Origin of the sequence: uncultured Bacteroides sp., from assembly GCF_949298305.1 — a bacterium.
Taxonomy (GTDB): Bacteria; Bacteroidota; Bacteroidia; order Bacteroidales; family Bacteroidaceae; genus Bacteroides.
On record NZ_CASFWU010000033.1, the window covers coordinates 1 to 26,585 of the forward strand.

The following is a 26,585-nucleotide window of genomic DNA, read 5'->3' on the forward strand; positions in this document are numbered from 1 at the left end:
CAGGGCATGCAGGACCTCATCCTCGACCTGCAGGGCAACGGGGGCGGCTACCTGAACGCCGCCATCGACCTGGCCAACGAGTTCCTGGAACAGAAAGACCTCATTGTCTACACCGAGGGACGCGCCGCCCGCCGCAGCAACTTCTATGCCAAGGGCAACGGCAACTTCCGCAACGGCCGCCTCGTGGTGCTGGTGGACGAATACTCGGCCTCGGCCAGCGAAATCGTCACCGGAGCCATACAGGACTGGGACCGCGGCATGGTGGTAGGCCGCCGCACCTTCGGCAAGGGACTGGTGCAACGCCCCATCGACCTGCCCGACGGCTCCATGATACGCCTCACCGTGGCCCGCTACTACACCCCCGCAGGCCGCTGCATACAGAAGCCCTACTCCACCGACCAGAAGGGAGAAGACATGCTGGAGAAGTACCACAAAGACCTGCTGAACCGTCTGGACCACGGCGAACTGATGCACGCCGACAGCATCCACTTCCCCGACTCACTGAAGTACAGGACGCAGAAGCTGGGCCGCACCGTCTACGGCGGCGGAGGCATCATGCCGGACTTCTTCGTGCCCATCGACACCACCCAGTATTCGGCCTACCACCGCAACCTGGCCGCCAAGGGAGTCATCATCAAGACCACCATGAACTACATCGAGAAGCACCGCAAGGAGTTGCAGAAGAAGTACCCGAAGTTTGAGACCTTCAACGCCAGGTTCGAGGTGGGCGACGACATCCTGACGGACATGCGCGCCTTTGCCGACAAGGAAAAGATTGCCTTCGACGAAGAGCAGTACAACCGTTCGCTCCCTCTCATCCGCACCCAGCTCAAGGCCCTCATCGCCCGCGACCTGTGGGACATGAACGAATACTTCCAGGTGATGAACACCACCAACCACAGCGTGCAGCAGGCACTGCGCGTGCTCAACGAAGGGAAATACTTGTTTTAGCGGTTAACGGTTAGCGGTTAGTGGTTAGTAGGCTGCGCGGTGACATACTTTCAACCGCAGGCTTACTGACCGCTCACCACTAACCGCTAACCACTATTCAAACAGCCACTTGTTCAGCCAGCGGTTGATGTAGACGTTGGCCACCGCAAAGCCGGCGCCCAGCAGGGCGCCCGTCAGCACGTCCGACGGATAGTGTACGCCCTCGTTCATGCGCGACACGCCCACCGAGCAGGCCCAGATGGCCGAAGGGGCGATGACGTACCACTTGGGATAGCGCAGGCTGAGCGAAGTGGCCAGCGCGAAGGCCGTGGCCGTATGCCCCGAAGGGAAAGAAGGGCTGTCCTCGTAGCTGTACGGATGCACCCGGTCGGGATAGGTCACGTAGGGCCTCGGCCGGTCTATCAGGTACTTCAGGCCGTAGGTCAGGGCGAAGGTGCCCACCACGCTGGTGCCCACATAGAGGGCATCCTTCATCAGCCGGCGGTCGTTCTTGATACAGGCCGCCACGGCCATGGCCACCGGCACTCCCATGACGATGTAGGGCTCGGAGCGGGAGATGAAGCTGAAGTAGTTGCGCGCCGCCGGACTGTCCCAGCTGTTGACGCGGTGCAGCGTGTTGACGTCCCAGTTCTGCGCCGCCAGGTTGAAGACCGCGACAAAGGCAAAGCATACGAATAAGCACAGATTTCTCATAATGTCATAAAAGTGGAATTACGGCGGCAAAGATACGACAATCGCGCCAAAAACCGAAACGGTCTGACTGATTGTTGCTTCCAGACCAAAGCCCGAACAGGCGCGCCCCCGCTCCACTCCCTCCCCGAAAAGGCCGTCAGTCCCCTCTCCGGACCATGCTTGCACCGTCCGCGGACGATGCTTGCACGGTGCACGGACCATGCCTGCATGGTCGGCGGACGATGCTTGCATGGTCTGCAGGGCGCGCAAGCATTGCGTTTTCCCGATGGCCGGCAGCCGCAAAACTTGTGCAATCCATTACGGAATTTATTCTTTAATCGCTTGTTTTATCAAGGTATTTCACCTATTTTTGCGGAATCATAGCGACTTTGCCCGAAAAGGATATTTTTTCTAACTATTAAATAATTTAAAAATCAATCATTTATGTGGTTAAGTAATTCATCTGTAGGAAGGAAAGTGGTGATGAGCGTTACCGGTATCGCCCTTGTCCTGTTTCTGACGTTTCACATGGCCGGCCGAAGGCTACAACATGGTTTGTGAGTTCCTGGGAGCAAACTGGTACGCATTGGTGGCTACGGTAGGCCTGGCTGCGCTGTTTGTCATCCACATCATCTATGCTTTCTGGCTCACCATGCAGAACCGCAAGGCACGAGGCAGCGAGCGCTATGCGGTGGTAGAAAAGCCGAAGACCGTAGAATGGGCTTCGCAGAACATGCTCGTACTGGGCATCATCGTCATCGTAGGCCTGGGCCTGCACCTGGTGAACTTCTGGTCTAAGATGCAGCTCCCCGAGTTGGTTCACAACATGGGCGGAGAGGCAGACACTCTCACGCTGGCATACGCCGCCAACGGTGTCTATCACATCGAGAACACCTTCGCCAATCCCGTATTTGCCGTGCTCTACATCGTATGGCTGGGCGCACTGTGGTTCCACCTGACCCACGGCTTCTGGAGCGCCATGCAGACACTGGGCTGGAACAACAAGATTTGGATTAACCGCTGGAAATGCATCTCCAACATCTACTCCACCATCGTGGTACTGTGCTTCGCGCTGGTAGTTGTTGTGTTCTACATCAAATCCCTCATTTAAGAGTTAACGAGTTGACAAGTAGACAAGTTAACGAGTTGACAAGTTAACGAGTTGACAAGTAGACAAGTTAACGAGTTGACGAGTTGACAAGTTAACGAGTTGACAAGTTGACAAGGAAAGATTTAATCAACAAGCAGGTACAGTTGACACAGCCTCGTAGCCTCGTTAACTGAACCCTCGTAAACTAAAAAACTATGACCAAGATAGATTCAAGAATACCGGAAGGTCCGGTAGCCGAGAAATGGACGAACTATAAAGCCCATCAGAAATTAGTTAACCCCGCCAACAAGCGTCGCCTGGACATCATCGTGGTTGGAACAGGTCTGGCCGGTGCCAGCGCTGCCGCCTCGCTGGGCGAAATGGGTTTCAGAGTGTTCAACTTCTGCATTCAGGACTCTCCGCGCCGCGCACACTCCATCGCCGCACAGGGTGGTATCAATGCAGCCAAGAACTACCAGAACGATGGTGACTCCGTTTACCGTCTGTTCTACGACACAGTGAAGGGCGGTGACTACCGCGCCCGCGAAGCCAACGTTTACCGTCTGGCCGAAGTGTCCAACAACATCATCGACCAGTGCGTGGCACAGGGCGTTCCCTTCGCACGCGAATACGGCGGCACGCTGGACAACCGCTCCTTCGGTGGCGCACAGGTATCCCGTACGTTCTACGCCAAAGGCCAGACAGGCCAGCAGCTGTTGCTGGGCGCATACTCCGCACTGAGCCGCCAGGTGAACGTAGGCACTGTGAAGCTGTACACCCGCTACGAAATGGAAGACGTCGTTATCATCGACGGCCGTGCCCGCGGTATCATTGCCAAGAACCTGGTAACAGGCAAGCTGGAGCGCTTCGCTGCTCACGCCGTAGTCATCGCTACCGGCGGTTACGGAAACACCTACTTCCTCTCCACCAACGCCATGGCCTGCAACTGCTCCGCAGCAATGGCCTGCTACCGCAAGGGTGCCTGGTTTGCCAACCCGGCCTACGTACAGATTCACCCCACTTGTATCCCCGTACACGGCGACAAGCAGTCCAAGCTGACGCTGATGTCCGAATCACTGCGTAACGACGGACGCATCTGGGTTCCGAAGAAACTGGAAGATGCCAAGAAACTGCAGGAAGGTACCCTGCAAGGAAAAGATATCCCCGAAGAAGACCGCGACTACTACTTGGAGCGCCGTTATCCGGCATTCGGTAACCTCGTTCCGCGCGACGTGGCCAGCCGTGCCGCCAAGGAACGCTGCGACAAGGGCTTCGGCGTGAACAACACCGGTCTGGCCGTGTTCCTCGACTTCTCCGAGGCCATCAACCGTCTGGGCAAGGATGTAGTGGCACAACGTTACGGCAACCTCTTCGACATGTACGAAGAAATCACCGACGTATCGCCCTACGAAAACCCGATGATGATTTACCCCGCCATCCACTACACCATGGGCGGTATCTGGGTAGACTACGAACTGATGACCAGCATCAAGGGTCTGTTCGCCATCGGTGAATGTAACTTCTCCGACCACGGTGCCAACCGTCTGGGTGCTTCAGCCTTGATGCAAGGTCTGGCCGACGGTTACTTCGTATTGCCTTACACCATCCAGAACTATCTGGCAGACCAGATTACCGTTCCCCGCTTCTCTACCGACCTGCCCGAGTTCGCAGCTGCCGAGAAGGCTGTTCAGGACAAAATCAACCACCTGATGAGCATCAAGGGCAAGAAGTCCGTTGACTCCATCCACAAGGAACTGGGTCACGTGATGTGGGAATACGTAGGTATGGGCCGTACAGCCGAAGGCTTGAAGACCGGTCTGGCCAAACTGAAAGAAATCCGCAAGGAGTTCGAGACCAACCTCTTCATTCCGGGTACCACGGAAGGCATGAACATCGAGCTCGACAAGGCCATCCGCCTGAACGACTTCATCACCATGGGCGAACTCATCGCTTACGATGCACTGAACCGTAACGAATCGTGCGGCGGCCACTTCCGCGAAGAATACCAGACCGAGGAAGGCGAAGCCAAGCGCGACGACGAAAACTTCTTCTACGTGGCTTGCTGGGAATACCAGGGCAGCGACGACAAGGCTCCGGTATTGCTGAAAGAACCGCTGGTTTACGAAGCAATCAAGGTACAGACTCGTAACTACAAATCATAATTAGTTAACAAGAGACGAGTTGACAAGACCACAAGGCAAGAATGCGAAACCATAAGGATTTGATAGTATGGCAAAAAAGTATGGCACTTGTGAAAGAATTATATCGAATTACGCAATCCTTTCCTAAAGAAGAATTGTATGGTATAACTTCACAAATAAGAAGAGCGGCAGTTTCAATTCCTTCAAACATTGCAGAAGGCTATGGACGGGGACACGAAAAAGAACTGATTCAGTTTCTATACATAGCATTAGGTTCTGCTTCAGAGCTCGAAACGCAACTGATTATCTGCAAAGATATAGGTTATGTAAGCGAAACAGTTTTCAATGAGCTCAACGATTTGAATGTTGAAATAATTAAAATGCTTTCTGCGCTAATAAACAAACGATACTATCACCCTTGTTGACTGAAGCCTTGTCAACTCGTCAACTAAAAATAAAAGAAACTATGGATAAAAATATATCATTTACACTGAAGATATGGCGTCAGGCAGGCCCCAAGGCCAAAGGCGCTTTTGAAACCTATCAGATGAAGGACATTCCCGGTGATACTTCTTTCCTGGAAATGCTGGACATCCTGAACGAACAGCTGATTTCAGAAGGCAAGGAACCGGTTGTATTCGACCATGACTGCCGCGAAGGTATCTGCGGTATGTGCTCACTCTACATCAACGGACACCCGCACGGACCTGCAACAGGAGCTACAACCTGCCAGATTTACATGCGCCGATTCAAGGATGGCGACACCATCACCGTTGAACCCTGGCGCTCGGCCGGTTTCCCCGTCATCAAGGACTTGATGGTAGACCGTACGGCTTACGACAAGATTATGCAGGCCGGAGGTTACATCAGCGTGCGCACAGGTGCTCCCCAGGACGCCAACAGCATCCTCATACCGAAGCCCATTGCCGACGAAGCCATGGACGCTGCCAGCTGCATCGGTTGCGGAGCCTGCGTAGCTGCCTGCAAGAACGGTTCGGCCATGCTGTTCGTTTCGGCCAAGGTGAGCCAGCTCAACCTGCTGCCCCAAGGCAAGCCCGAAGCACTGCGCCGCGCCAAGGCCATGCTGAGCAAGATGGACGAACTGGGATTCGGTAACTGCACCAACACGCGTGCCTGCGAGGCCGAATGCCCCAAGAACGTGTCCATCAGCAACATTGCACGCCTGAACCGCGACTTCATCATCGCCAAGCTGAAAGACTAAGCAGCCCCTTTCTACATTTGATTAATATCAATCCAAGAACTCCTCTGCTGGGAAACCGACAGGGGAGTTTCTTTTTTTACAGATTTGCCCTCCACGGTGAGAGACGCTGAAGAAAACAGGATGTCATTTAGAAAGCAACAGCGCACAAAGAGCCGCATTCTGCTATATCGTGCACGCAAACACAACAATTCTGTGAATAAAAATTAAAAAACGGGCGTTATTTGAACAGATATTTGGCAGTTAAGAATGGACACCCTATATTTGCGTCGTGATTTTTTTCATAGTATTAGATTTAAGGTTAACAAAAAAGGTTGGAGTACGGCGGTACTCCTTTTTTTATGTCCGTTGCGACCGTCGGTCAAGCGACAAGACTTCAGCTCCCCTACCGCAGCTCTCAAAAGGCATTTCTGTCCAGAACTTCAAAAAAGGCTTCAAGCCCTGAAATTGCCACCTTGCAGGCAAAGCGATTGGGCGTATCAGGGTAGAAAAACGTATCAGTTACTGAAAGAAACATGAACTAAAGATATCAAGCAACATGAAAAGAACCCAACAACTGCTTCTGGCAGCCGCAGCGGCGATGCTGACGGCCGGCCTGCACGCACAGACCTTCCTGCATACCAGCAGCACGGAAGGCAACCTCTGGCAACAAACAAAAGTGAAATTGCAATCCGAAGCCCGGCAGACTCCGGCCGTGGAGACGGACGGAACGGAAGAAGGCTCTACCTTCAAAGCCTGGGGAGCCACCTTCAACGAACTGGACTGGGACGCCCTGCAACTGCTCACCCGCGACGAGCAGGACGATATCCTGCGCCGCGTATTCTCGCCCGAAGGCGACCTGCGCATCGCCCGGGGACGCGTCTCGATGGGCGCCAACGACTATGCCCGCTCCTGGTACAGCTGCGACGAGATGGAAGGCGACTTCGAACTGCGCCACTTCAACATAGACCGCGACAAGCAGGCCATCATTCCCTTCATCCGCGCCGCACAGAAGTACAACCCCGGCCTCACGTGTTGGGTGTCGCCCTGGTGTCCGCCCAGCTGGATGAAAATCAACGGCGACTACCCCGTGCTGAGCAGCCCCTACAACAACCTGCCCGAAAAGATGAACTACCTGCTCTACGGCAAAGTGGGCGGCCAGGTGGACGAGGACGAAATGAAGCTGACGGGCGAACGCACCGGGAAGTTCCCCAAACAGCTGGCCACCACAGACTTCATGATTCAAGACCCGCGTTACCTGCAGGCCTACGCAGACATGTTCTGCAAGTTCATTGACGCGTATGCGGAACAGGGCATCACCATAGACATGGTGATGTACCAGAACGAGGCATACAGCTACACCCCCTACCCCGGATGCGCCTGGACCGCCGAGGGCACCGTCCGCTTCAACCGCGACTACCTGGCGCCCACGCTGCGCAGCCGCCATCCCGAAGTGAAGCTCTACCTCGGAACCTTCAACACCAACCGCCAGGACTATGTGGAAAAGATATTGGCCGACGAGAAGCTGCAGGAGAGCATCAGCGGCATGGGCTTCCAATGGGAAGGACGCGAAATCCTGCCCGCCATCCGCAGCCAGCACCCCGACTGGAGCTACATCTGCTCGGAGAGCGAATGCGGCTGGGGCAGCTTCGACTGGAAGGCGGCCGAACACACCTTCGAACTGATGAACCACTACCTGGGCAACGGGTGCAACGAGTACATCTTCTGGAACTTCATCCTGGCCGACCAGGGCGAAAGTCCTTGGGGCTGGAAGCAGAACGCCCTGATACGGGTGGACAGCCGCACGCGCGAGTTCACCTACACGCCCGAGTATTACGCCGCCAAGCATTACAGCCACTTCATCCCCCGCGGCACCCGCATCGTGGGCTACCACGGCGCACAGGCAGACAACACCCCTGTGCTGGTGGCCGTGAACCCGCAGGGCAAGACGGTGGTCGTGGCAGGCAACTTCAACGACGAAGCCCGCACGCTCACGGTGAAGCTGGGCCGCAAATACCTCAACGCGGAACTGGCCCCGCACTCCTTCAACACCTTTGAGGAACGGTAAAAACAACCGCTTTTCACCATGCTTGCACGGTCCGCGGACCGTGCAAGCATCCTCCGCAAGCCATGCAAGCATCGTCCACGGACCATGCAAGCGTCCTGCGTCAGCCCGGCAGGACTATCCGCAACAGGCTGTAAGAGAGTAAAAGAAGAGAAGTGTCATGTCTCCTTGCGGAAGCGGAACTCCTGAGGCGACATGCCCATCCGTTTCTGGAAGAACTTGCAGAAGGACGACTGGCTGGAGAAGCCCAACCGGTCGGCTATCTCCTTGATGTTCAAATCGGTGGCGCGCAGATACTTCCGTGCGTCGGCACAGAGCAGGCCCGCAAGGTGGCTGTGTACCGTGCGCCCCGTCAGCTGCTTCACCACCCTGGACAGGTAAGTGGTGGAGATGCAAAGCTGTCCTGCATAGAAGGCAATGCCGTGCTCCGTGCGGTAATGACGGTGCAGCAGTTTCCTGAAGTGACGGTATATCTCCATGGGGTGACTGACCTGCGCGGCGTCCTGCCCGCGGTTGCGGCAGAAGGCCTCAACGGCCAGCATCAGGTAGAAGCAGGAAAGATGGCGGAGCATTCCCTCGCGGTGAAGGGGCGAAGTGCCGGCATGGAGGCAGAACAGCGAGGCGGCAGTCTGCATGGAGCGCGAAGCCTCCGCGTCCAGGCGGTGGAGGGGCAGGATGCCGGCAGCGACGAACTTGGCCAGGGGGTCGTAGAGCTGCGGGGCGGCGGAAAGCGTGTCGAAAAAGTCGGGAAAGAAGTAGACGCACGAAAGAAGAAAGTCATCGTCCACGCCGCGCAATTCCACTTCCATGCTGGGCGTAAGCACCAGCAGGTCGTCCCTCCGGAGGAGAGTCCCCTCGCAGCGGGGGCCGGACAAGGCGGCAGTCCCGTCGGCCACCACCATCACAAAGAAGCCGCCGTTGCAGGCCAGCGCTTCGGCCCGCAGGTCGGCAGGACGAAACAGGGCGTAGGCCAGCATACCGTCCCCGCTCCTCTGTTCCATCCATTCTCGCAAATCAAGTTTCATTGTGTCCTGTTTCCATTTATCGTTCAGCCCAGCAGATGATACGTCCCTCCCGCCTGCGCCTTCACCACTCCCTTCATTTCCAGTTCAAAGAGCAGGGCCGTCATGCGGCTGATAGGGATATCGGCCTCCACCACCAGGTTGTTGATGTGCAGGTCGCCCTGACGGATGAGGATGCGTACCACCCGGTCTTCCTCCTCGGTCAGTTCGGGGAAGAGGTCGCGCTGTATGGCATCCGTCTTTCCACGCTGCGGGGCAGAGGCCCAGCCCATGGCCTGCACAAACTCCTCGGCAGTCTGCAGCAGGGCGGCCTTGTTGTCGCGTATCAGCCGGTTGCAGCCCTGCGAGTGCTCGTCGTCCACGCGGCCGGGGACGGCAAAACAGTCCTTGTGGTAGCACTGTGCCAGCGAAGCCGTAATCAGCGAGCCTCCTTTGGCGGCAGACTCCACCACGATGGTGGCGTCGCTCATGCCTGCCACAATGCGGTTGCGGCTGACAAAGTTGTATCGGTCAGGGCTGGTTCCCGTCAGGAATTCGGTCAGCAAGCCGCCGTTGGTCAGCATGTCCACTGCCGTCTTGCGATGGACGTAGGGATAGATGCGGTCCAGTCCGTGGGCCAATACGGCCACCGTGGGAAGTCCGTTGGCCAGAGCTGCCCGATGGGCGTGGATGTCAATGCCGTAGGCCAGGCCGCTGACCACGACCGTGTCCGGGCATAGCGCGGCCAGGTCGCGCACGAAGTCGGCACAGAACCGCTTTCCGTATTCAGACGCCCGGCGGGTACCTACCATGCTGACCACTCGCAAGCTGTTCAGATTCAGGTTGCCTTTGAAGAAGAGGACTGTCGGAGCGTCGTCACACTCCAACAGCCTGCAAGGATAGGCCGGGTCGGTCAGGGTGAGGCAGGCAATACCGTTTTTTTCGGCAAAGTTCAATTCGGCCTCGGCGCGACTGAAGGCCGACGGATTGTCCAGTGCGGTCACTACCTGAGCGTTTGCGCCAGGCACCAACTGGGGCACTTCGGTACGTCGGCGGAACACTTCGACGGCACTGCCCATGCCTTCTACCAGCCGTTTCGCTCCGATGTGCCCGATGCCCGGACAGAGCATCAGTGCCAGGCTGCACACGCGCTCGTCACTGCTTGTCATAGTCCAGGTAAGGAGCAAATATGTTGTCGAACAGTTCGCTGTCGCTCAACCGTCCGTTCACCACACAGACGGTCTCTACGACCCCTTTCAGCGACACTTTGCCGTCGCTCTTGCGGAAGATGTCCTGGTAGAAGACGTACTTGATGCCTTCCTTCTTCATGTAGAGCTTCGACACAAACTCGTCGCCGCTGCGCAGCGGGGTCTTGAAGGCCATGCTGATACGTGCCACCACGGGGTCTACCCCCTGTTCGTGGAGGGCGGCGAAGCTGACGCCTACGGATGTAAGAAACTCGTGGCGCGTATGTTCCAGATAGTGCTGGTAGTTGGCATTGTTGACAATGCCCTGCAGGTCGCACTCGTAGTCGCGCACCTTCATTTCCAGCTCGTAGATGTATTTTTCTGCCATAGTCTATTGTTTTGGACTCACCACAGATTACACGGATTGACACTGATTCAGAGTATTCACGAATAGTTCTGCGTTAATCTGTGTAATCTGTGGTGTCTATTTATCATATACTCCTCATATACTTCTCTGTGGTGAAACGATTATCCTCGTTGCTTCTCCACATCCAGTCCCTTGAAACGTTTCAGTTCCTCGATGGTCACTAACTTGTAGAGCTTGTCGCTGGGGCGTATCTTGACGGACTTCATGGAGAAATGCTCGCCCTTGTGGACGGTCTGCACGGGTTTCAGGTCAACACGTGCTTCCTCCAGTGTGACGTATTCGGCTCCGGTCGTGGGGCCGGTGATGAGCAGCTTGTCGCCCACACTGACCTCCGCCGCCTCGACCAGGAACTCGGCCACGCCGATGTTCGAGAAGTAACGGATGCCTTTGCCCACGTATATCTTGCGCTCCGTAGCTGCCGAACCGTAGTTCTTCGTCCATTCTCCCAGGCGTTGTCCTAAGTAGTAGCCGTCCCAGAAGCCGCGGTTGAAGACAGTGGCCAGGCGGCGGTTCCATTCTTCAATCTTTTCGTCGGTAAACGTGTTGTCTAAATAGGAGCGGATGGCTTCCTTATAACACTCAACTACGGTGCGTACGTACTCGGGGCCGCGGGCACGGCCTTCTATCTTGAACACCCGCACGCCGGCATCCATCATCTTGTTCATGAAGTGGATGGTCTTCAGGTCCTTGGGCGACATGATGTACTGGTTGTCAATCTCCAGTTCGGCATCGGTCTCCTTGTCGCGCACGATGTACGAGCGGCGGCACACCTGCATGCAGGCGCCGCGGTTGGCAGAGTTGTTCATCTGGTGGAGCGAGAGGTAACACTTGCCGCTGACGGCCATGCACAAAGCACCGTGACAGAACATCTCGATGCGGATGCGCTGACCCGACGGGCCACAGATGTTCTCCTCGCAGATGTGACGGTAGATTTCGGCCACCTGATCCAAGTTGAGCTCGCGTGCCAGCACCACCACGTCGGCAAACCGGGCGTAGAAGCGCAAAGCCTCGACGTTGCTGATATTGAGCTGCGTGCTGAGGTGTACCTCCTGCCCTATCTCGCGGGCGTAGGTCATCACGGCTACGTCGGCTGCAATAATGGCCGATATGCCGGCATCCTTAGCGGCACGCACGATGGTGCGCATCAGGGGAATGTCCTGGTCGTAAATGATGGTATTGACGGTGAGATAGCTCTTCATGCCGTGTTCGTCGCAGGTGCGGGCTATCTCGCGCAGGTCGTCGATGGTGAACGTGTTGGCCGAACGGGCGCGCATGTTCAGGTTCTCGATGCCGAAGTAGATGGAGTCTGCTCCGGCCTGTATGGCGGCGGCCAGCGACTCGCGCGAGCCGACAGGGGCCATTATTTCAAAGTCTTTCAGTTCCATTGTTATTTATCTTCTTTTTCTTCGATCAGTTTGCTTACCGCATCAATGAAAGCCTCCGTCCGCGGGCGCAACATTTCTACCAATGCAGCATCACAATAAGCAAAATCACTATAATCACTACTGTGACGCTTGTCGAAAAGCAGGCCAAACGTCGTACTATGCTCAATGCTTAGCTTTCCGTTACGAACAAAATGCATGGACAGCTGTGTCTTCACACCATTGTGTGTCGCGGTTTCTATCCCCCTGCTCAACAGTAATGCCACAGCAGCATAATAACAGGCATAATACAAGCGGTTTATAGCAGCATTAAAATAGCCACCGCCATATAACAAATCAGCCTCGCCAAGCGTGTTATAGGCACGTTCCAACCGATAACTGACAATGGCAGCCCGCGTCTCATCATCCAGCAACTGCTTCATAACACGACTCCCTCCCTATTGACATTGATAGTAAAAGGGCTGACCATTTTTTCCCAAAGGCTGCGTAGAGTAACCAGCACGTTGATGGCAACACCCGTCTGAGCTTCCAGTTCCGAAAGCGGACGACGCAAGTCCAATTCTCTTTCGGGAGTAAGCACATCGTTGTTATCAAGCAGTATCAGCAGGTCAATATCCGAATCGGGACGGGCATCGCCGCGTGCTTCCGAACCATATACGATAGTCTGGGCAGTAGGTGCTACTTTATGGACAGCATCGGCTATCAAACGAAGAATGTCGGGACGTTTCATATACATTCTGCTTTACATTTCAAACACAAAGGTAAGCATATTACTCAGTATATCGCAATTTTACCTCCTAAGATTGCTCTTTTTTCCGTACTTTTGCAGCCCAAACCCCATAGAATATGAAGATAGCCAATATAGATTTGGGACCGCGCCCCGTGCTTTTGGCCCCGATGGAAGATGTGACCGACCCTGCCTTCCGACTGATGTGCAAACGCTTCGGTGCGGACATGGTGTACACCGAGTTCGTCTCGGCCGACGCGCTGATACGCTCCGTCAGCAAGACGGAGCAGAAGCTGAACATCAGCGACGAGGAACGCCCCGTGGCCATCCAGATATACGGGCGCGACACGGCAACGATGGTAGAAGCCGCCCGCATCGTGGAGCAGGCGCGGCCGGACATCCTGGACCTGAACTTCGGCTGCCCCGTGAAGCGGGTGGCTGGTAAGGGAGCAGGAGCAGGCATGCTTCAGAACATTCCGTTGATGCTCGAAATCACCCGCTCGGTAGTCGATGCGGTGAAGATTCCCGTCACCGTGAAGACCCGCCTGGGATGGGATGCCGACCACAAGATTATCGTCAGTCTGGCCGAACAGCTGCAGGACTGCGGCATCAGCGCTCTGACCATTCACGGCCGTACCCGCGCACAGATGTACACCGGCGAGGCCGACTGGACGCTCATTGGAGAAGTGAAGAAGAACCCGCGGATGCACATCCCCATCATCGGCAACGGCGATGTCACTACTCCGCAGCGTGCACGCGAATGCTTCGAACAGTATGGAGTGGATGCCATCATGATAGGCCGTGCCAGTTTCGGACGTCCGTGGATATTCAAGGAAGTAAAGCACTATCTGGAGACGGGCGAAGAGTTGCCTGCCCTCACACCCCAATGGTGCATGGACGTACTGCGACAGGAGGTAGAAGACAGCGTCAACCTGCTGGACGAACGGCGCGGCATCCTCCACGTGCGCCGTCATCTTGCCGCCAGTCCGGTGTTCAAGGGGCTGCCCAACTTCCGCGACACACGCATCGCCATGCTGCGGGCCGAGACGAAAGAGGAGCTGTACCTCATCTTCGACGACATCAGGCAACGGTTCTTCTCCTGACAGCCCTTCCCCGCTACGGCAGGAAAGCGTAGTCCAGTATGCGCAGGTAGGTGCAATCGTAGCTTTCTGTCACCACGCGGCAATTCTGAACCCAACCGTCCTCGTCCGTATCGTACGTATAAGTAGTGAATTCGCCGCTTTCGGCGTTGTCCGTCGGTTCGCAGCGGGCAAGCAGCACGTCGTAGGCATCGCCCAGCAGGCGGGCATAAAGAGCTGTCTTGTGCAGGGACAAGGGATAGAGTTCCTCCAAGAAGAGACAGGGCAGTTGTGCCTTGTTGACCGTGCCTCCCTCGGTGGGCAAAGCAAGTACGAAGCTTTGGCTGTCGCCGTCCACCACACGGGTCACTAAGGGTGCTTCCAGCCTTGTGTAGTCAATGTTGATTTCGGCATAAGGTTCCGCAGCGTCTTCCAACGTCTCGGTCAGCCGCTCCAGATAGTGTTTCTCCGAAGGAAGGCCGGTATAATCAAATGTATAATGCCGCACCTCGCCCGCAGGTGTTTCGGAGGTGCAGGCCGTGGCCCTTCCGTCAGAGTCCAATGTGTAAGTCAGGACATTGCCCGCATCGTCGGCAATGCGGACAGTCTGCCCGTCGTAAGCCACTTCCGTGTTCCGCTCAAGCAGTATTGCTCCTACACCGTCTGTGGTCTGCCGCTGGAGGCAGGAACGCAATTGTCCCGTTTCATTGTATGTGTAGATTTGCGTGGAAGTCACAGTCTGCGCATCATTGTCCAGTACTTCGGTAATCTCTAGGGCCGTATATCCTAAGGGGAGTTCTACTTCGGGATTTTCTACTTCTTCGGGAGTTTCGGAGCTATCGTCCTTACAGCCTGTCACTGCCAGCAGCAGGAGGAGCAGTAAAAGATATTTCTGTTTCATTATGGTTCTTTTTTGCGTTTGTCACGACAAAGATAAGCGTAAAAGCCACACTTTGTACTCCCTATTCTTCTCTTTTTTCTGTCCGAAAACGGGCACATGTCTGCCACTGTCCGCTTTCAGGCGGACAGTTGTCCGTTTGCGGACAACAGAAAAAATCTATTTATTGTTGATTTACAGCGCGTTGGCTATCTGGCACGAGTTTTGAATAATAGTGGGTGAAGGCGGTTCCACAGAACTTGCAGGCGATGCAACCTTGAGGAACGCTGATTCCGTCTAATTCATAAAAACGAATAATAACTCTATAAAAACAAAAGCATTATGAAGACTCTTTCTTTTATCAAGACTCTGGCCCTTGCGGCAGCATTCATCATTGGCAGTACACTGGACAACAACGCTTGTGCACAGTCCGACAAGTTTATCACCAATCAGGAAATGGAAAACGGCCTCACCGTGGCAAAGACCATCTTCAAGCAGGACGGCAACTACCTGCACCGCCACATGCGCTACGAGTTTGCCTACGACGAGCAGAACCGCCTCATTGAAAAACGGGCCAGCAAATGGAACGGAGCTACTGACGAGTGGGAACCCTACTTCCGCATCAGTTACCGCTATACCGACGCGGAAATCATCATGAACTATGCACGCTGGAACCAATCGCACCAGGCCTACGACAAGGAGTGTTCGGAGAGCGTCTACGAGCTGGACGAAAACAACCTGCCCGTGGCCTATCGAAGCTACAGGCAGACCGGCGACAAGCCGGAATGGGCCCTGGTCTGCCACCACCGCTTCGACCCCACGGCCTTCCTGCTGGCTGCGGCCGAATGAGGCGGCTGCCTTCCATTTTGACACTTTGACTTTCCTGATGCGCGAGAATCCGTTTTTTCCGCCCTTCCGCCCGGCTTGTGTGGAAAAACGGAAGCGAAAACACGCAACCGGCTGCCTGGCAGGCGGATAGCGAAATCCTTACATTTGAAATAGCGGAAAAAACGGCTTCCGAGGAGACAAGACACCCGTCTTGCGGCTCCCGGAAGCCGTTTTTGCAGAGCCGGCTGCCCTTCCTGAAGGCCGGAACAAGGCTTTTGGACGCTCCGCACAAGCATTTTGCGCGCTCCGGGCAAGCAATCTGCGTGCTCCGAACAAGCAATCTGCCCGGACGGAGCAAGCACGGCGGACGGACGGAGCTTGCATGGCGGACGCTCCAAGCATGCCGAAAGTGCCTTTCCGCCCTCTATCCGGCGCTTTTTACAAAAAGCCCGTGTCAGCAAAAACCTCCACAGCCAAACATTTTGAAAGCATTTTGCGGATAATCCGGACAATCGGATTTACATCTTCCGCGCAAGCCCCGCCTGCCCCGCCACGGAACCCGCCACGGGCCGGCCGCCTTCAGTCCACGACCTCGCCCTTCAGCGTGGCCGAACTGCTTTCGGTAATTCTGACCCGGATGAATTCGCCCACCCGGTGCGTACCACGGTCGAACACCACCACCCGGTTCTGCTCCGTACGTCCGTAGAGCTGGTCGCGGCTGCGTTTGCTCACTCCCTCGGCCAGCACTTCGTACTCGCGGCCCACGCAGCGGGCGTTGGCCTCGGCCGAAAAGCGGTTCTGCAAGGCGATGATTTCGTTCAGACGCCGTATTTTCACCTCTTCGGGCACGTCGTCGGGCAGGTGTTTGCTGGCGTAGGTGCCGGGCCGCTCGCTGTATTTGAACATGAAGGCCGCGTCGTAGCCGCACTCCTCCATCAGGGAGAGAGACATTTGGTGGTCCTCCTCCGTTTCGCTATGGAAGCCGCTGAAGATGTCGGTCGACAGGCCGCAGTCGGGGATGATGCGGCGGATGGCGGCCACCCGCTCCAGGTACCATTCGCGGTCGTACTTGCGGTTCATCAGCTTCAGGATGCGGCTGCTGCCGCTCTGCACGGGCAGGTGGATGTGGCGGCATACGTTGGGCACGTCGGCTATCACCTGCAGGGTCTCGTCGCTCATGTCCTTGGGGTGCGACGTGGTGAAGCGCACCCGCATGCCCGGCACGGCTTCGGCCACCCTGCGCAGCAGCATGGGGAAAGTCACCACTTCACCGTCCGCCCGCTCAAAGCGGTAGGAGTTGACGTTCTGCCCCAGCAGAGTCACTTCCTTGTAGCCCTTGGCTTCCAGGTCTGCTACCTCGCGCAGGATGCTTTCCACGTCGCGGCTGCGTTCCCGCCCGCGGGTGTAGGGCACAATGCAGTAGGTGCAGAAGTTGTTGCACCCGCGCATGATGGACACAAAGCCCGAGATGTGGTTGCCGCAGACGCGCGAGGGAATGACGTCGCGATAGGTCTCGGTAGTGGACAGCTCCACGTTGATGGCCTTCTCTCCTGCCTCCACCGAGGCAATCAGATCCGGCAGGCTGAGGTAGGCATCGGGGCCTGCCACCAGGTCTACGTGGTGCTCCTCAATCAGTTCTTCCTTCACCCGTTCGGCCATGCAGCCCAGCACGCCCACTATCAGATGGCGCTTCTTCTTCCTCAGCGAATGAAAGAACTCCAGCCTGTTCAGGATTTTCTGTTCGGCATTGTCGCGGATGGAGCAGGTGTTCAGAAACACCGCATCCGCCTCGTCCAGCGTGTCGGCCACCGAGTAGCCCGCCATCTGCATCACAGATGCAATCACTTCACTGTCTGCCACGTTCATCTGGCAGCCATAGGTTTCGATGAACAACTTCTTGTTGCCATCGGCAGTTGCAGATTTAAAGTCTGCTCCCGTTACATTTTCCATAAGTCTTTCGTTTATCTTAATTTTACAGAGGATGTCCCTACGGCCTCCGATATTGGGGAGGAAACCGGTCGCATCCTGGCCTTTGCGCGGCAAAGATACGGCTTTGGAGGCAATGTAGAAACACTTAAATTGATAATAAACGCAGAAGAGGTGCGAAAGGTTGCTTCCCTTACCGTTAAAATGCGTTAACAGAAATCACTTTCCTTAACCATATTGTTGCTTTACAAGAAAATTTTCTACAACTTTGTGCAGTGAAAGAAACATTAGATTTTTTCATAGTTAAGGTTTAGGTTAAAAAAATTAAGGGGAGCTGTGAAGCTGCCCTTTTTTCATGCCAAAATGTTGGCTGCAATCAGATTAATTAACTACCTTTGGCGGTGAATTACAAGCGAAGAAATGGAAGATGTCTTTAAATTTCTCTTGATTATAGGAGTAATAGTCTTCGGAATAGCCAGGCAATACAAGAAGGAGGCAGCCTCGAAGAGCGGGGACGGCCAACCCATGCCCGATGCCGACACCCCCCTGCCCGAAAACTGGGGAGGAAAAACCTATGGCGGCTACATTCCCGAAGGGCCACAGCCACAGACCGCAGACGCCTGCGCCGATGCGGCAACGCAGACACAGAGACTGACATCCTCCACCCGCCCGTCTCCCCCGAAAAGGACGGCGGAACCCTTCACACCCCGCACCGAATCCAAGGACTCCCGGCCTGCCGCAGACACTTCGCCCGAATATGACCTGCGCTCCATCGAAGAAGTGAGAAGGGGCATTATCTGGTCTGAAATCCTCAGGCGGAAATACTGATTCCCCAAGCGTTCGCTCCCCCGGAAAACAGCGACAAGAAAGAGACCGGACAACAATGCGATTTTTTACACGAAAAATAACTATAATAAAAGTATTATGGCATTCAATTACATTTCAGCAGAAGAAGCTGCAAGCCTTATCAAACATGGCTACAACATCGGTTTAAGCGGATTTACACCCGCAGGTACTGCCAAAGCGGTGACACACGCCCTGGCCGCCATCGCAGAAGAAGAACATGCAAAGGGAAATCCCTTCCAGATCGGTATCTTCACCGGAGCCTCCACGGGCGATGCCTGCGACGGCATCCTGTCGCGCGCCAAAGCCATCCGCTACCGTGCTCCCTACACCACCAACCCCGACTTCCGCAAAGCCGTGAACAACGGTGAGATTGCCTACAACGACATCCACCTTTCGCAAATGGCACAGGAGCTGCGCTATGGCTTCATGGGCAAAGTAAACGTGGCCATCATCGAAGCCTGCGAGCTGACCGAAGACGGTAAAATCTACCTGACCGCTGCCGGTGGTATCGCTCCTACCGTATGCCGCCTGGCCGACATGATTATCGTCGAGCTGAACGCTGCACACAGCAAGGCCGCCATGGGTCTGCACGACGTGTACGAACCCCTTGACCCGCCTTACCGCCGCGAAATACCCATCACCAAGCCCAACGACCGCATCGGCCTGCCCTATATCCAGGTTGACCCGAAGAAGATTGTAGGCGTAGTAGAGACCAACTGGCCCGACGAGGCACGTTCGTTTGCAGCTGCCGACCCCGTAACCGACAAGATCGGACAGAACGTGGCCGACTTCCTGGTACACGACATGAAGCGTGGCATCATCCCGCAAAGCTTCCTGCCGCTGCAGAGCGGTGTGGGCAACATTGCCAACGCCGTGCTCGGCGCACTGGGCCGCGACACCACCATCCCCGCCTTCGACGTATATACCGAGGTTATCCAGAACTCCGTTATCGGCCTCATCCGCGACGGCCGCGTGAAGTTTGCTTCAGGCTGTTCGCTCACCGTTACCAACGACTGTCTGAACGGTGTATATCAGGACATGGACTTCTTCCGCGACAAGCTGGTACTCCGTCCGTCGGAAATCTCCAACAGCCCCGAAGTCATCCGTCGTCTCGGCGTCATCTCCATCAATACCGCCATCGAAGCCGACATTTACGGCAACGTCAACTCCACGCACATTGGCGGAACGAAGATGATGAACGGCATCGGCGGCAGCGGCGACTTCACACGCAATGCCTACATCTCTATCTTCACCTGCCCGTCCGTTGCCAAGGAAGGCAAGATCAGCGCCATCGTTCCGATGGTATCGCACGCCGACCACAGCGAACACGACGTCAACATCATCGTTACGGAACAGGGTGTGGCCGACCTCCGCGGCAAGAGCCCGAAGGAGCGTGCACAGACCATCATCGAAAACTGCGTGCACCCCGACTACAAGAACATCCTTTGGGACTACCTGAAACTGACCGACGGCAAGTCGCAGACTCCGCACGCCATCCGTGCTGCCCTGGGCATGCACGCCGAACTGGCCAAGAGCGGCGACATGAAGAACGTAGACTGGGCACAGTACAAATAAGCGGTTCCGCCCCACCGATGGAGCGGCCCCGTCCCTCAAGGACGGCCACAAGGCTTGCGGACAGACAGTCCGGGCCCTTGTGGCCGTCCGTTTTTTGTCCGCTCCGCCCCAAGGCAGGGCCTCCTTTCAGCACAAAGCGCCACGCCTTACGGCGAGATGCCGCAAACCGGCCGGTTCAGGAACGTGCAGAAGGATGGAAGAAGCAGTCCGCCCCCGCCTTCATTGCATGAAAGGAAGATGTGCGGGAAGCCCTCCGGACGATGCAAGCACGGTCCGCAGACCATGCAAGCATCGTCCTCAAACCATGCAAGCATTGTCCACGGACCGTGCAAGCATCGTCGGCACGACCGTACCGGCACCCTCTGCCGGGGCCTCCAACGGGTCAATAGGCTATCTTCAGCGTCATGCCGGGCAGGGAGACGCCCTTGCTGCGGGTGATGGCATGCTTGTCGTCCTCCGAGAAGCCGATGGTCTCGCCGTCGTTCAGGACAACGTCGTTCTCCAGCACATAAACAGCCAGGCCGGACAGGAAGGCGCGCAGGTCGGCAGGCTCGGCGTCGACGTCCAGCACCTCCATCTCGTCCTTGCCGAACACATCCATGCCAAAGGTGTAGCAGCAGAAGCCTTGCTCGCCCGGATAGAGCCCGAACCAAATCCAGTTCATCACGGGCAGCCGCCCGTCTTTCATCACCTCGGCAAGATCGGCATAGAATTCGGGCTCGAACACCACGCCGCTGGTATAGACGCCCGTCGCGTTCTCCTGCCCGCAGCAGCAGGCCAGCACCTTGACCAGCAGCTTGCCCCGCTCCAGCAGGCGTTCCTTTCCGCTGCCCGCCACGGTCACTACCAGATGCGCCTTGTGTGCCTTGGCCGCCTCCACCGCTCCGGGCCAGAAATAATTGAATTCGGCGCCCTCGACGGCCTCATCGTTGAGCATGGGGGCGGGCACCAGGACAACGCCCACAGTCAGCCCGTCGGCGCTGAAGCCCAACGCGATGCCCCCTTCAGAGGTCTCGCCCTTCACGTCCACGCCCCACTTCTCCCCCAGGTCGCGGAGCAGCCGGTCCTTGTCCCACGCCGCTTCCTTCAGGAGCACAAAGCCGACAAACAGGCCGGTGTGCGCCCCACGCTCTTCCCAGCGCTTGGCCTCGTTCATCCAGAACTCGCGCACCTGCTCCACCAGGGCCGTGGCCTGCTCCACCGCCGTGGCCTCGTCATACTCCTCCATCCGGCTGAACACATGGCCGCAATGCTCCAGCCCGTCGCCCTCGTAACCGCCGCACACGCCCAGCAGCCACGGGGCGGAAGGGTCTTTCCGGTACTTGAAGTAATAGTAATGCATCTCGTGCAGGTCGAATGTGCCGGCACACTCTATCCGTTCAGGCTCCCGGCCCAGTTCGTTCGGATGGGCCAGCCACCGCACCATAGCCTTCTGTGCGGCTTCCAGTTGTTTTTTGTTCATAGTCATTGTCTGTTATGTTAATTGAAGGCCGCTCCCGGCAACAGTCGCGCATTCGCACGGCCGGAAGACGGCCCATTGTCTGCCTTGTCATATACCCAGATGAATGACAAACATGCGCAAAGGCTTTCCAATGCCACCGGCATGCACTGCAAACATACGGATTTTCAGCCGACCGGAATGCATGGAGTTCCGAAAAAATATCGCTACATTTGTTCATCGTTCCAAATCTGACGCGTATGAAGACACTCCCTTCCCCCCGACGGTTCCCGCAGGCCCGACGCTTCTGCCTGCTGGCGGTCCTGATGTCGTTCGCCCTCAATCTCTGCGCCCAGAGCGGCGGGACAGTCCGCTACGACCTTGGCATGTTTACCATCGAGCTGCCCGAAGAAAGCCGGGAAATAGACAGCGAAGAAGCCCGCCAGGAAGGCTGCCTGGGCTGGGTGACGCCCGGCAAGGACTTTGTCTGCGCCATCTGCTTTTTCAGGTTCGACGAAGGTTTCAACCCCGAGACCCGCTTTCAGGAAGAGGCCGACGGGCTGAAGTTCGACCTGGAGAACAGCGAAAGGTTCATGATTACAACCGGCACGGAGCAGGTGCTGCGCTGTGCCCTCATCCGGCGTTCCGAATCCGTCTACCAGGCCATCGCGCTCTACCCCGACTTCGGGCAGAAGCGGGGCACCTTCATGTGCCTGTCTACCGTCGGGCATGAGAATCCCGACCTGCTTGCATACATTTTGTCCTCCTTCAGGCTGAACCAGGCAGACTGAAGGAGGACCTGAGAAACGGGACGCCCGCCGCAAGGGGGGCTTATCCGCAGTGGAAATACTTCTTCACCAGCGCCAGCATGTCGTCCGGCTTGCCCTCCAGCGAAGCGCGCAGGGTGCGGTCGTCATAGCCGCGCAGCTTGGCGATGATGCCGTCTATCATGGCGGGGCTGAACACGCCGTACTGTTCGAACACGGCGCGCTGGCGCTCCAGGCAGTCGGCCGAGGCGGCGCAGCTGTCGGGCAGCTGGGCCAGCGTTTTCAGCTTGTCGGCATTCTCCTTCTGGTGGATGTTCACGTTCACGTAAGTTCTCTCGGCCACCTCCAGCGCGTCCGGCATCTCGAAGCCGTGGCGGCAGGCAACGGCCAGTCCGGCCAGCAGCTGGTAGAGGTCGGCCGAGCCGTCGGGCGAGCGCATCTCCACCGTCTGCTTGCGGCTGGTGTCGTAGTGGCTGGGCTGCTCCAGCGGATTGGCCAGCGCGCACATGTCGGTCTGGGCCGTCCAGCCCAGCGGGACGCGTACCAGCACGGAGCGGTTGCGGTCGCCCCAGCAGACGTTGGTGGGCGCCTCCTGGTGGGGCACCAGACGGAAGTAGGAAGTGGGATTGGTATTGCCGAAGGCGGTGATGGAGGGAGCCAGGTCCATCATGCCCGCAATGGCCTTGCGGGCCGTCTCGGACAGCACGCCGTCCTGCAGCATCCGGTTCTGTCCGTCCTGCATGATGCGCATGTGGATGTGCAGTCCCGAACCGGCCTTCCCCACGGTAATCTTGGGCGCGAAGGTCACGTTGTAACCCAACTGGTAGCCCAGGTTGCGGATGACCCACTTGGCTATCATCAGCTGGTCGGCAGCCTGTTCGGCGGGCACGGGCAGGAACTCAATCTCGTTCTGCTCGTAGATGTAGCCGTCCAGTCTGAAGTTGCCCACCTCCGAGTGTCCGTACTTGATTTGCCCGCCCGCCTGTGCGATGCAGGACATGCAGCGGGTGCGGAATTCATTGAACTTGGCGTAAGGACCCGATTCGTGATAGCCGCGCTGGTCGGTAGCCTCGTACACTTCCACGTCCGGCGCAATCACGTAATACTCCAGTTCGCCCATCGCCTCGAACTCCATGCCCGTCACCTCGGTAAAGGCGCGGCAGGCCTTGCGCAGGGTATGTTCGGGCGCGCTTTCCAGCGGCTCGCCGTCCTTGTTGAAGAAGGAGCAGAGCATCGTCAGGGTGGGTAGCTCGGCAAAGGGGTCCACGAATGCGGTGCTGAAGCGCGGGATGACGTAGAGGTCGCTGCTGCCCGCCTCGATGAAGGAGAAGAGGCTGGAGCCGTCCACCCGCTCGCCGCAGGTGAGCACAGTCTCCAGATAGGCCTCGTTGGTGACGACAAAGTTCAGCGTCTTCAGCCGTCCGTCGCCCGCGGGATACATGAAGTTCACCATGCGGATGTCGTTCCGGCGGATAAAGTTGATAATGTCCTCTTTGGTAAATTCAGAAGGCAGCTTCTGAAGCGACGCCACCAGCCGGTTGGCGTTCATTGACAATTCCTGATTCATAAGTCGGTTGTTTTTCGTTGTTAATTAAGGCAGAAGCCAAAGATAGGCATACGGCGCAGAACTTCCAAATATCCGGAGAGGAAAAAGCGGCAGGAATGGAAGGCGGTGGCGGAAAGGACAAAAAAACGGGCTACTTATCCCAAGCAACCCGTTTCCCGCATGTAACAAACCTTTAAAATTACACACTCTTAAGATTAACAAATTCCCTTTTCACTATTCACAAACTTATGACTTATACCAGAAACTAATCTTATCATGCAATGGGCTTCTGAAAACCAACCACACCGCCGAGGCGGGTGGTTGGACAAACAAAACAAACATAAATTTATCAATATGTTGCTGACCTGTTTCGCCAAACAGCAAGCAGACGATTCGTTTCACAACGAAATGGGTTATTATTCGGCAGTGGATGTCCAATTGCTGCCGCCTTTATGGAAGAACTTATCGCTTTGCGTCCGGCTGAAGGGAAGTCCTCCGTTGGTCTCGTAGTTCGAAGGATAGCTTTCAGTCACGTTGCCGTTGTCGTCCACGATGTAGAACACCACCTTCAGGCCGGTGTACTCCGTCACGCTGTTGTAGACAAACGGGTGGTACATGTTCAACGAGTATCCACTATTGATGGCTATCATGTCGCCCGGCCAGGAGTTCAGGTAGGTCAGGTTACCGTTGCCGTCGTCGTTGTAGAGGAAGACGTGCGTGTAGCCCTTGACGTAGAACTCGATGTCGTAGGACGTCTCCACCACGCGCGAGGCGTAGACGCAGCGCACCGACATGCCGTTGGGGCTACTTTCATCCTGCCAGATGCGGTATCGTCCTGCCGAGGCGTTGCTGCCCGAGAACTTCATGAACTGCAGCCAGTAGCCGCGCTCCGTGCCGCTGGCGCCCAGGGCGGCGGTACGTGTCCAGTAGTAGCCGGCGTTGGCGTCGCCCGCCGCCTGTCCGCCGTAGTACATGCGGTTCTTGGGGAAGTAGACGCTGCCGTGGGTAGACAGATAGTAGGAGCACCAATAGTCTGTACCGGCATTCACCACATACTCGTTGCTGAACTTCGGGTCGGCCACCAGCGCGTTGAACTCCGACATGTAGGGGATGCGGAAGCCCTTGGGGCACATATCGTCGATGATGGTCGGCTCATTGTTTACGGGCTCGTCGGCAATGCTGTACAGTCCGCCTGCCGAGCTGTCGCTCAGCGGCCAGCCGCCGTTGCCCAGCAGGCTGTTTCCGTCGCCGTCCTGCATGTAGTATCCGCTCGACTTGGCCCCCAGGTTGCGGTCCAGCCAGTAGTTGTTGCCCATCAGGATGACCTCGTAGTAGTACCAGCCTTGGTCGTTATGGGTCGTCCCCGTCTGGTAGGTGCCTTCTCCGTCGTCGTAAGCAAACACGCCTGTATGGTAGAGGTCGTAGGACAGGGTGGTGGTGCGTTGGGTATCGTTGTTGGTCAGCACGATTCTGAAGGCATCCTTGCCGTAGCGGTAGGCGTCCTCCTCTATCTTGCCGTTGTTCTGCAAATCCAGCAGTTTGTTGGTGAAGGTGAAGGATTGGCCGGTCAAGGAGGAACCTGTCAAGAATGAGGCTTTATCTATCGTGACGCCACTGCCAACCGGAGAACTCTTGCCATTCCAGAACAACAGCTTGTCTTCGTACTCCTCTGCCAGCTCCACCTTCCATGATACGTTCTGATATTCTGAATTATCTTCTTCATCGGGCAAGGTAAAGGTATAGACAAACTGCAGGAAGTCCGACATCGGGGCGTGGAAGCCCTCGGTGCGTATCTTGCCGCCCATGGCTTCCGAGTTGATGCCGTAGAGTGGATTGGTCTTATCACGTCCGCGGATAAAGTCCCAGTAATTGGTATATGGACCTAATTCCTTCGTACTGGTAACTTCCCAATACTCATCCCGTTCATATTCTTTTACCGTCAGCGAGATAGAACCGAACGTATCGTTCAGGAACTCCTCCGTCTGCTTCACCACCACCTCCCGGCTCAGCCCGCCTGCCGATACGTGGATGAGGCCGTAGCGGCTGTCGCCCGTAAGGTTGCCGGTGGTGACTTTTACCCGGTAGGTGTAGAGGGTGCCGGTTTCCTTGCCGTCGCCTAGTGTTGTGGGTGCTGTAGGCGTGCCGTCGTTGTCCAGCTCCAGCCAGTAGGCATCCTTGGTGTCTACCTCCACCTTCAGGTCGGTGGGCGTACCGGGATAGTACTTGATGCTGAACTCTGCCGTGGCATCGGCCTGCGCCCCTATCTCGATGGTGTCGCTCACCCCTAACTCCGCTTCGCCGTTGGTTATCATGTTGTAGACCGTGGGCTGGTGGTCGTAGATGGTGGCGGTGAGGTTGGTGGGGTCGTGCTTCGCCGCTTCGTCGGCGGTGGCATAGCCTGCACCGTTCACTTGGGTGATTGTCACCTCGTAGTGGTGGTTGGGCAGGATGTCCAGCCAGTCAGTGGTTTTCAGGTTGACGCGGTAGTAGCTGTCGGTGCCGTTGTAGGCGCCCTTTATAATAAGGAAAGGGGTAGACTCTTTGCTTCCTGGGCAGGCGTAGAGCGGCTCACCGGTTGCCGGTGTCAGTGTTCCGGTAGCCGGTGTAGTGGACACGCTGTTCTCTGCCCCCGCCAGTATGCTTCCCTCGCTGTTGCCGTTGCGCAGCTCGAAGCTGCCGAGGGTGAAGTTACCCACCCCGTCCGCGGTCTGCACCGTGACTTTCGCCACCGTCCTTACCAGCGGGAAGTCCTCCGCCACCAGGCCGATGCCGGGGATGGTGGTCCGCTTCACGCCGCTCATCACGCGGGGCGTGGTTCCGTTGCCGGTGGTCAGCGCACGGACGTCGGCCAGCGTGGTGCTG

Annotated in this window: 22 protein-coding genes and 1 pseudogene; 11 read left to right on the plus strand and 12 right to left on the minus strand. The window is 56.6% G+C overall.

Annotated elements, in window-relative coordinates; translation table 11 throughout:
* A partial coding sequence (locus Q1Y74_RS06255) for a S41 family peptidase (protein ID WP_300813002.1) occupies window positions 1-951 on the plus strand: 951 nt, incomplete at its 5' end.
* Between the two features lie 93 nt (window positions 952-1,044).
* Here Q1Y74_RS06255 and Q1Y74_RS06260 read toward each other — a convergent pair.
* Complete coding sequence (locus tag Q1Y74_RS06260; RefSeq protein WP_300813004.1) at window positions 1,045-1,644, minus strand: phosphatase PAP2 family protein; 600 nt, start codon at window positions 1,642-1,644, stop codon at window positions 1,045-1,047.
* Between the two features lie 423 nt (window positions 1,645-2,067).
* On the opposite strand from Q1Y74_RS06260, the pseudogene Q1Y74_RS06265 reads away from it, so the two are divergent.
* From Q1Y74_RS06265 to Q1Y74_RS06285, 5 genes and pseudogenes are all read left to right on the plus strand, one after another.
* Window positions 2,068-2,734: pseudogene (locus tag Q1Y74_RS06265) on the plus strand (succinate dehydrogenase/fumarate reductase cytochrome b subunit).
* Between the two features lie 194 nt (window positions 2,735-2,928).
* Window positions 2,929-4,875 carry a fumarate reductase/succinate dehydrogenase flavoprotein subunit gene (locus tag Q1Y74_RS06270; protein WP_300813007.1) on the plus strand — a complete coding sequence of 649 codons (1,947 nt, stop codon included), beginning with the start codon at window positions 2,929-2,931 and terminating at the stop codon, window positions 4,873-4,875.
* 41 nt (window positions 4,876-4,916) lie between these two features.
* Window positions 4,917-5,279: a four helix bundle protein gene (locus tag Q1Y74_RS06275; protein WP_300813008.1), complete on the plus strand. Its 363-nt coding sequence runs from the start codon at window positions 4,917-4,919 to the stop codon at window positions 5,277-5,279.
* Window positions 5,280-5,320: 41 nt separating this feature from the next.
* Window positions 5,321-6,076 (plus strand): succinate dehydrogenase/fumarate reductase iron-sulfur subunit, encoded by a 756-nt coding sequence (locus Q1Y74_RS06280; RefSeq protein WP_300813010.1) that lies wholly within the window; start codon window positions 5,321-5,323, stop codon window positions 6,074-6,076.
* 535 nt (window positions 6,077-6,611) lie between these two features.
* On the plus strand, window positions 6,612-8,120 hold the full coding sequence (locus Q1Y74_RS06285; RefSeq protein WP_300813012.1) for a glycoside hydrolase family 30 beta sandwich domain-containing protein: 1,509 nt from the start codon (window positions 6,612-6,614) through the stop codon (window positions 8,118-8,120).
* A gap of 155 nt (window positions 8,121-8,275) precedes the next feature.
* Here the strand turns inward: Q1Y74_RS06285 and Q1Y74_RS06290 are convergent, their stop codons facing one another.
* From Q1Y74_RS06290 to Q1Y74_RS06315, 6 genes are all read right to left on the minus strand, one after another.
* Entirely contained in the window at window positions 8,276-9,142 is an 867-nt protein-coding gene (locus Q1Y74_RS06290; RefSeq protein WP_300813014.1) for an AraC family transcriptional regulator, read from the minus strand.
* Window positions 9,143-9,165: 23 nt separating this feature from the next.
* A complete protein-coding gene (gene dprA, locus Q1Y74_RS06295; protein WP_300813016.1) occupies window positions 9,166-10,287 on the minus strand; it encodes a DNA-processing protein DprA in 1,122 nt (373 codons plus the stop codon).
* Entirely contained in the window at window positions 10,274-10,693 is a 420-nt protein-coding gene (locus tag Q1Y74_RS06300) for an acyl-CoA thioesterase (RefSeq protein WP_300813018.1), read from the minus strand. Before Q1Y74_RS06300 ends, dprA begins: the two co-directional genes overlap by 14 nt.
* 140 nt (window positions 10,694-10,833) lie before the next feature.
* Window positions 10,834-12,117, minus strand: a complete 1,284-nt coding sequence (locus tag Q1Y74_RS06305; RefSeq protein WP_300813020.1) for a peptidase U32 family protein — start codon at window positions 12,115-12,117, stop codon at window positions 10,834-10,836.
* 2 nt (window positions 12,118-12,119) lie between these two features.
* Window positions 12,120-12,536 (minus strand): HEPN domain-containing protein, encoded by a 417-nt coding sequence (locus tag Q1Y74_RS06310; protein WP_300813022.1) that lies wholly within the window; start codon window positions 12,534-12,536, stop codon window positions 12,120-12,122.
* Window positions 12,533-12,844: a nucleotidyltransferase domain-containing protein gene (locus Q1Y74_RS06315; RefSeq protein ID WP_300813024.1), complete on the minus strand. Its 312-nt coding sequence runs from the start codon at window positions 12,842-12,844 to the stop codon at window positions 12,533-12,535. The genes Q1Y74_RS06310 and Q1Y74_RS06315 overlap by 4 nt, the downstream gene beginning before the upstream one ends.
* Window positions 12,845-12,960: 116 nt before the next feature.
* Between Q1Y74_RS06315 and dusB the strand changes: the two genes are divergently transcribed.
* Window positions 12,961-13,944, plus strand: coding sequence for a tRNA dihydrouridine synthase DusB (gene dusB, locus Q1Y74_RS06320; protein ID WP_300813025.1), 984 nt, complete (start codon window positions 12,961-12,963; stop codon window positions 13,942-13,944).
* A 13-nt stretch (window positions 13,945-13,957) separates the two neighbouring features.
* Here dusB and Q1Y74_RS06325 read toward each other — a convergent pair whose 3' ends face one another.
* On the minus strand, window positions 13,958-14,821 hold the full coding sequence (locus Q1Y74_RS06325; protein ID WP_300813027.1) for a DUF4595 domain-containing protein: 864 nt from the start codon (window positions 14,819-14,821) through the stop codon (window positions 13,958-13,960).
* A 318-nt stretch (window positions 14,822-15,139) separates the two neighbouring features.
* Between Q1Y74_RS06325 and Q1Y74_RS06330 the strand changes: the two genes are divergently transcribed.
* On the plus strand, window positions 15,140-15,646 hold the full coding sequence (locus Q1Y74_RS06330; RefSeq protein ID WP_300813029.1) for a DUF3836 domain-containing protein: 507 nt from the start codon (window positions 15,140-15,142) through the stop codon (window positions 15,644-15,646).
* Window positions 15,647-16,204: 558 nt separating this feature from the next.
* Here the strand turns inward: Q1Y74_RS06330 and miaB are convergent.
* A complete protein-coding gene (miaB, locus tag Q1Y74_RS06335) occupies window positions 16,205-17,575 on the minus strand; it encodes a tRNA (N6-isopentenyl adenosine(37)-C2)-methylthiotransferase MiaB (protein ID WP_300813031.1) in 1,371 nt (456 codons plus the stop codon).
* Between the two features lie 396 nt (window positions 17,576-17,971).
* Here miaB and Q1Y74_RS06340 point away from each other — a divergent pair, with 396 nt between their 5' ends.
* On the plus strand, window positions 17,972-18,379 hold the full coding sequence (locus tag Q1Y74_RS06340; protein WP_300813033.1) for a hypothetical protein: 408 nt from the start codon (window positions 17,972-17,974) through the stop codon (window positions 18,377-18,379).
* A 96-nt stretch (window positions 18,380-18,475) separates the two neighbouring features.
* Window positions 18,476-19,972: an acetyl-CoA hydrolase/transferase family protein gene (locus tag Q1Y74_RS06345; protein WP_300813034.1), complete on the plus strand. Its 1,497-nt coding sequence runs from the start codon at window positions 18,476-18,478 to the stop codon at window positions 19,970-19,972.
* Between the two features lie 382 nt (window positions 19,973-20,354).
* On the opposite strand, the gene Q1Y74_RS06350 is transcribed toward Q1Y74_RS06345, so the two are convergent.
* The gene (locus Q1Y74_RS06350) at window positions 20,355-21,434 is read right to left on the minus strand and encodes a DUF4261 domain-containing protein (RefSeq protein WP_300813036.1); all 1,080 of its coding nucleotides are present in this window, start codon (window positions 21,432-21,434) and stop codon (window positions 20,355-20,357) included.
* Between the two features lie 236 nt (window positions 21,435-21,670).
* Here Q1Y74_RS06350 and Q1Y74_RS06355 point away from each other — a divergent pair, with 236 nt between their 5' ends.
* On the plus strand, window positions 21,671-22,201 hold the full coding sequence (locus Q1Y74_RS06355) for a hypothetical protein (protein WP_300813038.1): 531 nt from the start codon (window positions 21,671-21,673) through the stop codon (window positions 22,199-22,201).
* A 40-nt stretch (window positions 22,202-22,241) separates the two neighbouring features.
* On the opposite strand, the gene Q1Y74_RS06360 is transcribed toward Q1Y74_RS06355, so the two are convergent.
* Window positions 22,242-23,744, minus strand: a complete 1,503-nt coding sequence (locus Q1Y74_RS06360) for a glutamine synthetase family protein (RefSeq protein WP_300813039.1) — start codon at window positions 23,742-23,744, stop codon at window positions 22,242-22,244.
* A gap of 395 nt (window positions 23,745-24,139) precedes the next feature.
* Window positions 24,140-26,585, minus strand: a 2,446-nt coding sequence (locus Q1Y74_RS06365) for a hypothetical protein (RefSeq protein ID WP_300813040.1), incomplete at its 5' end; no start/stop codon positions are given.

Coding starts and splice junctions, on each gene's coding strand:
- Q1Y74_RS06260 (WP_300813004.1), bottom strand. CDS start 1,644: ATGAGAAATCTGTGCTTATTCGTATGCTTTGCCTTTGTCGCGGTCTTC.
- Q1Y74_RS06270 (WP_300813007.1), top strand. CDS start 2,929: ATGACCAAGATAGATTCAAGAATACCGGAAGGTCCGGTAGCCGAGAAA.
- Q1Y74_RS06275 (WP_300813008.1), top strand. CDS start 4,917: ATGCGAAACCATAAGGATTTGATAGTATGGCAAAAAAGTATGGCACTT.
- Q1Y74_RS06280 (WP_300813010.1), top strand. CDS start 5,321: ATGGATAAAAATATATCATTTACACTGAAGATATGGCGTCAGGCAGGC.
- Q1Y74_RS06285 (WP_300813012.1), top strand. CDS start 6,612: ATGAAAAGAACCCAACAACTGCTTCTGGCAGCCGCAGCGGCGATGCTG.
- Q1Y74_RS06290 (WP_300813014.1), bottom strand. CDS start 9,142: ATGAAACTTGATTTGCGAGAATGGATGGAACAGAGGAGCGGGGACGGT.
- dprA (WP_300813016.1), bottom strand. CDS start 10,287: ATGACAAGCAGTGACGAGCGCGTGTGCAGCCTGGCACTGATGCTCTGT.
- Q1Y74_RS06300 (WP_300813018.1), bottom strand. CDS start 10,693: ATGGCAGAAAAATACATCTACGAGCTGGAAATGAAGGTGCGCGACTAC.
- Q1Y74_RS06305 (WP_300813020.1), bottom strand. CDS start 12,117: ATGGAACTGAAAGACTTTGAAATAATGGCCCCTGTCGGCTCGCGCGAG.
- Q1Y74_RS06310 (WP_300813022.1), bottom strand. CDS start 12,536: ATGAAGCAGTTGCTGGATGATGAGACGCGGGCTGCCATTGTCAGTTAT.
- Q1Y74_RS06315 (WP_300813024.1), bottom strand. CDS start 12,844: ATGAAACGTCCCGACATTCTTCGTTTGATAGCCGATGCTGTCCATAAA.
- dusB (WP_300813025.1), top strand. CDS start 12,961: ATGAAGATAGCCAATATAGATTTGGGACCGCGCCCCGTGCTTTTGGCC.
- Q1Y74_RS06325 (WP_300813027.1), bottom strand. CDS start 14,821: ATGAAACAGAAATATCTTTTACTGCTCCTCCTGCTGCTGGCAGTGACA.
- Q1Y74_RS06330 (WP_300813029.1), top strand. CDS start 15,140: ATGAAGACTCTTTCTTTTATCAAGACTCTGGCCCTTGCGGCAGCATTC.
- miaB (WP_300813031.1), bottom strand. CDS start 17,575: ATGGAAAATGTAACGGGAGCAGACTTTAAATCTGCAACTGCCGATGGC.
- Q1Y74_RS06340 (WP_300813033.1), top strand. CDS start 17,972: ATGGAAGATGTCTTTAAATTTCTCTTGATTATAGGAGTAATAGTCTTC.
- Q1Y74_RS06345 (WP_300813034.1), top strand. CDS start 18,476: ATGGCATTCAATTACATTTCAGCAGAAGAAGCTGCAAGCCTTATCAAA.
- Q1Y74_RS06350 (WP_300813036.1), bottom strand. CDS start 21,434: ATGAACAAAAAACAACTGGAAGCCGCACAGAAGGCTATGGTGCGGTGG.
- Q1Y74_RS06355 (WP_300813038.1), top strand. CDS start 21,671: ATGAAGACACTCCCTTCCCCCCGACGGTTCCCGCAGGCCCGACGCTTC.
- Q1Y74_RS06360 (WP_300813039.1), bottom strand. CDS start 23,744: ATGAATCAGGAATTGTCAATGAACGCCAACCGGCTGGTGGCGTCGCTT.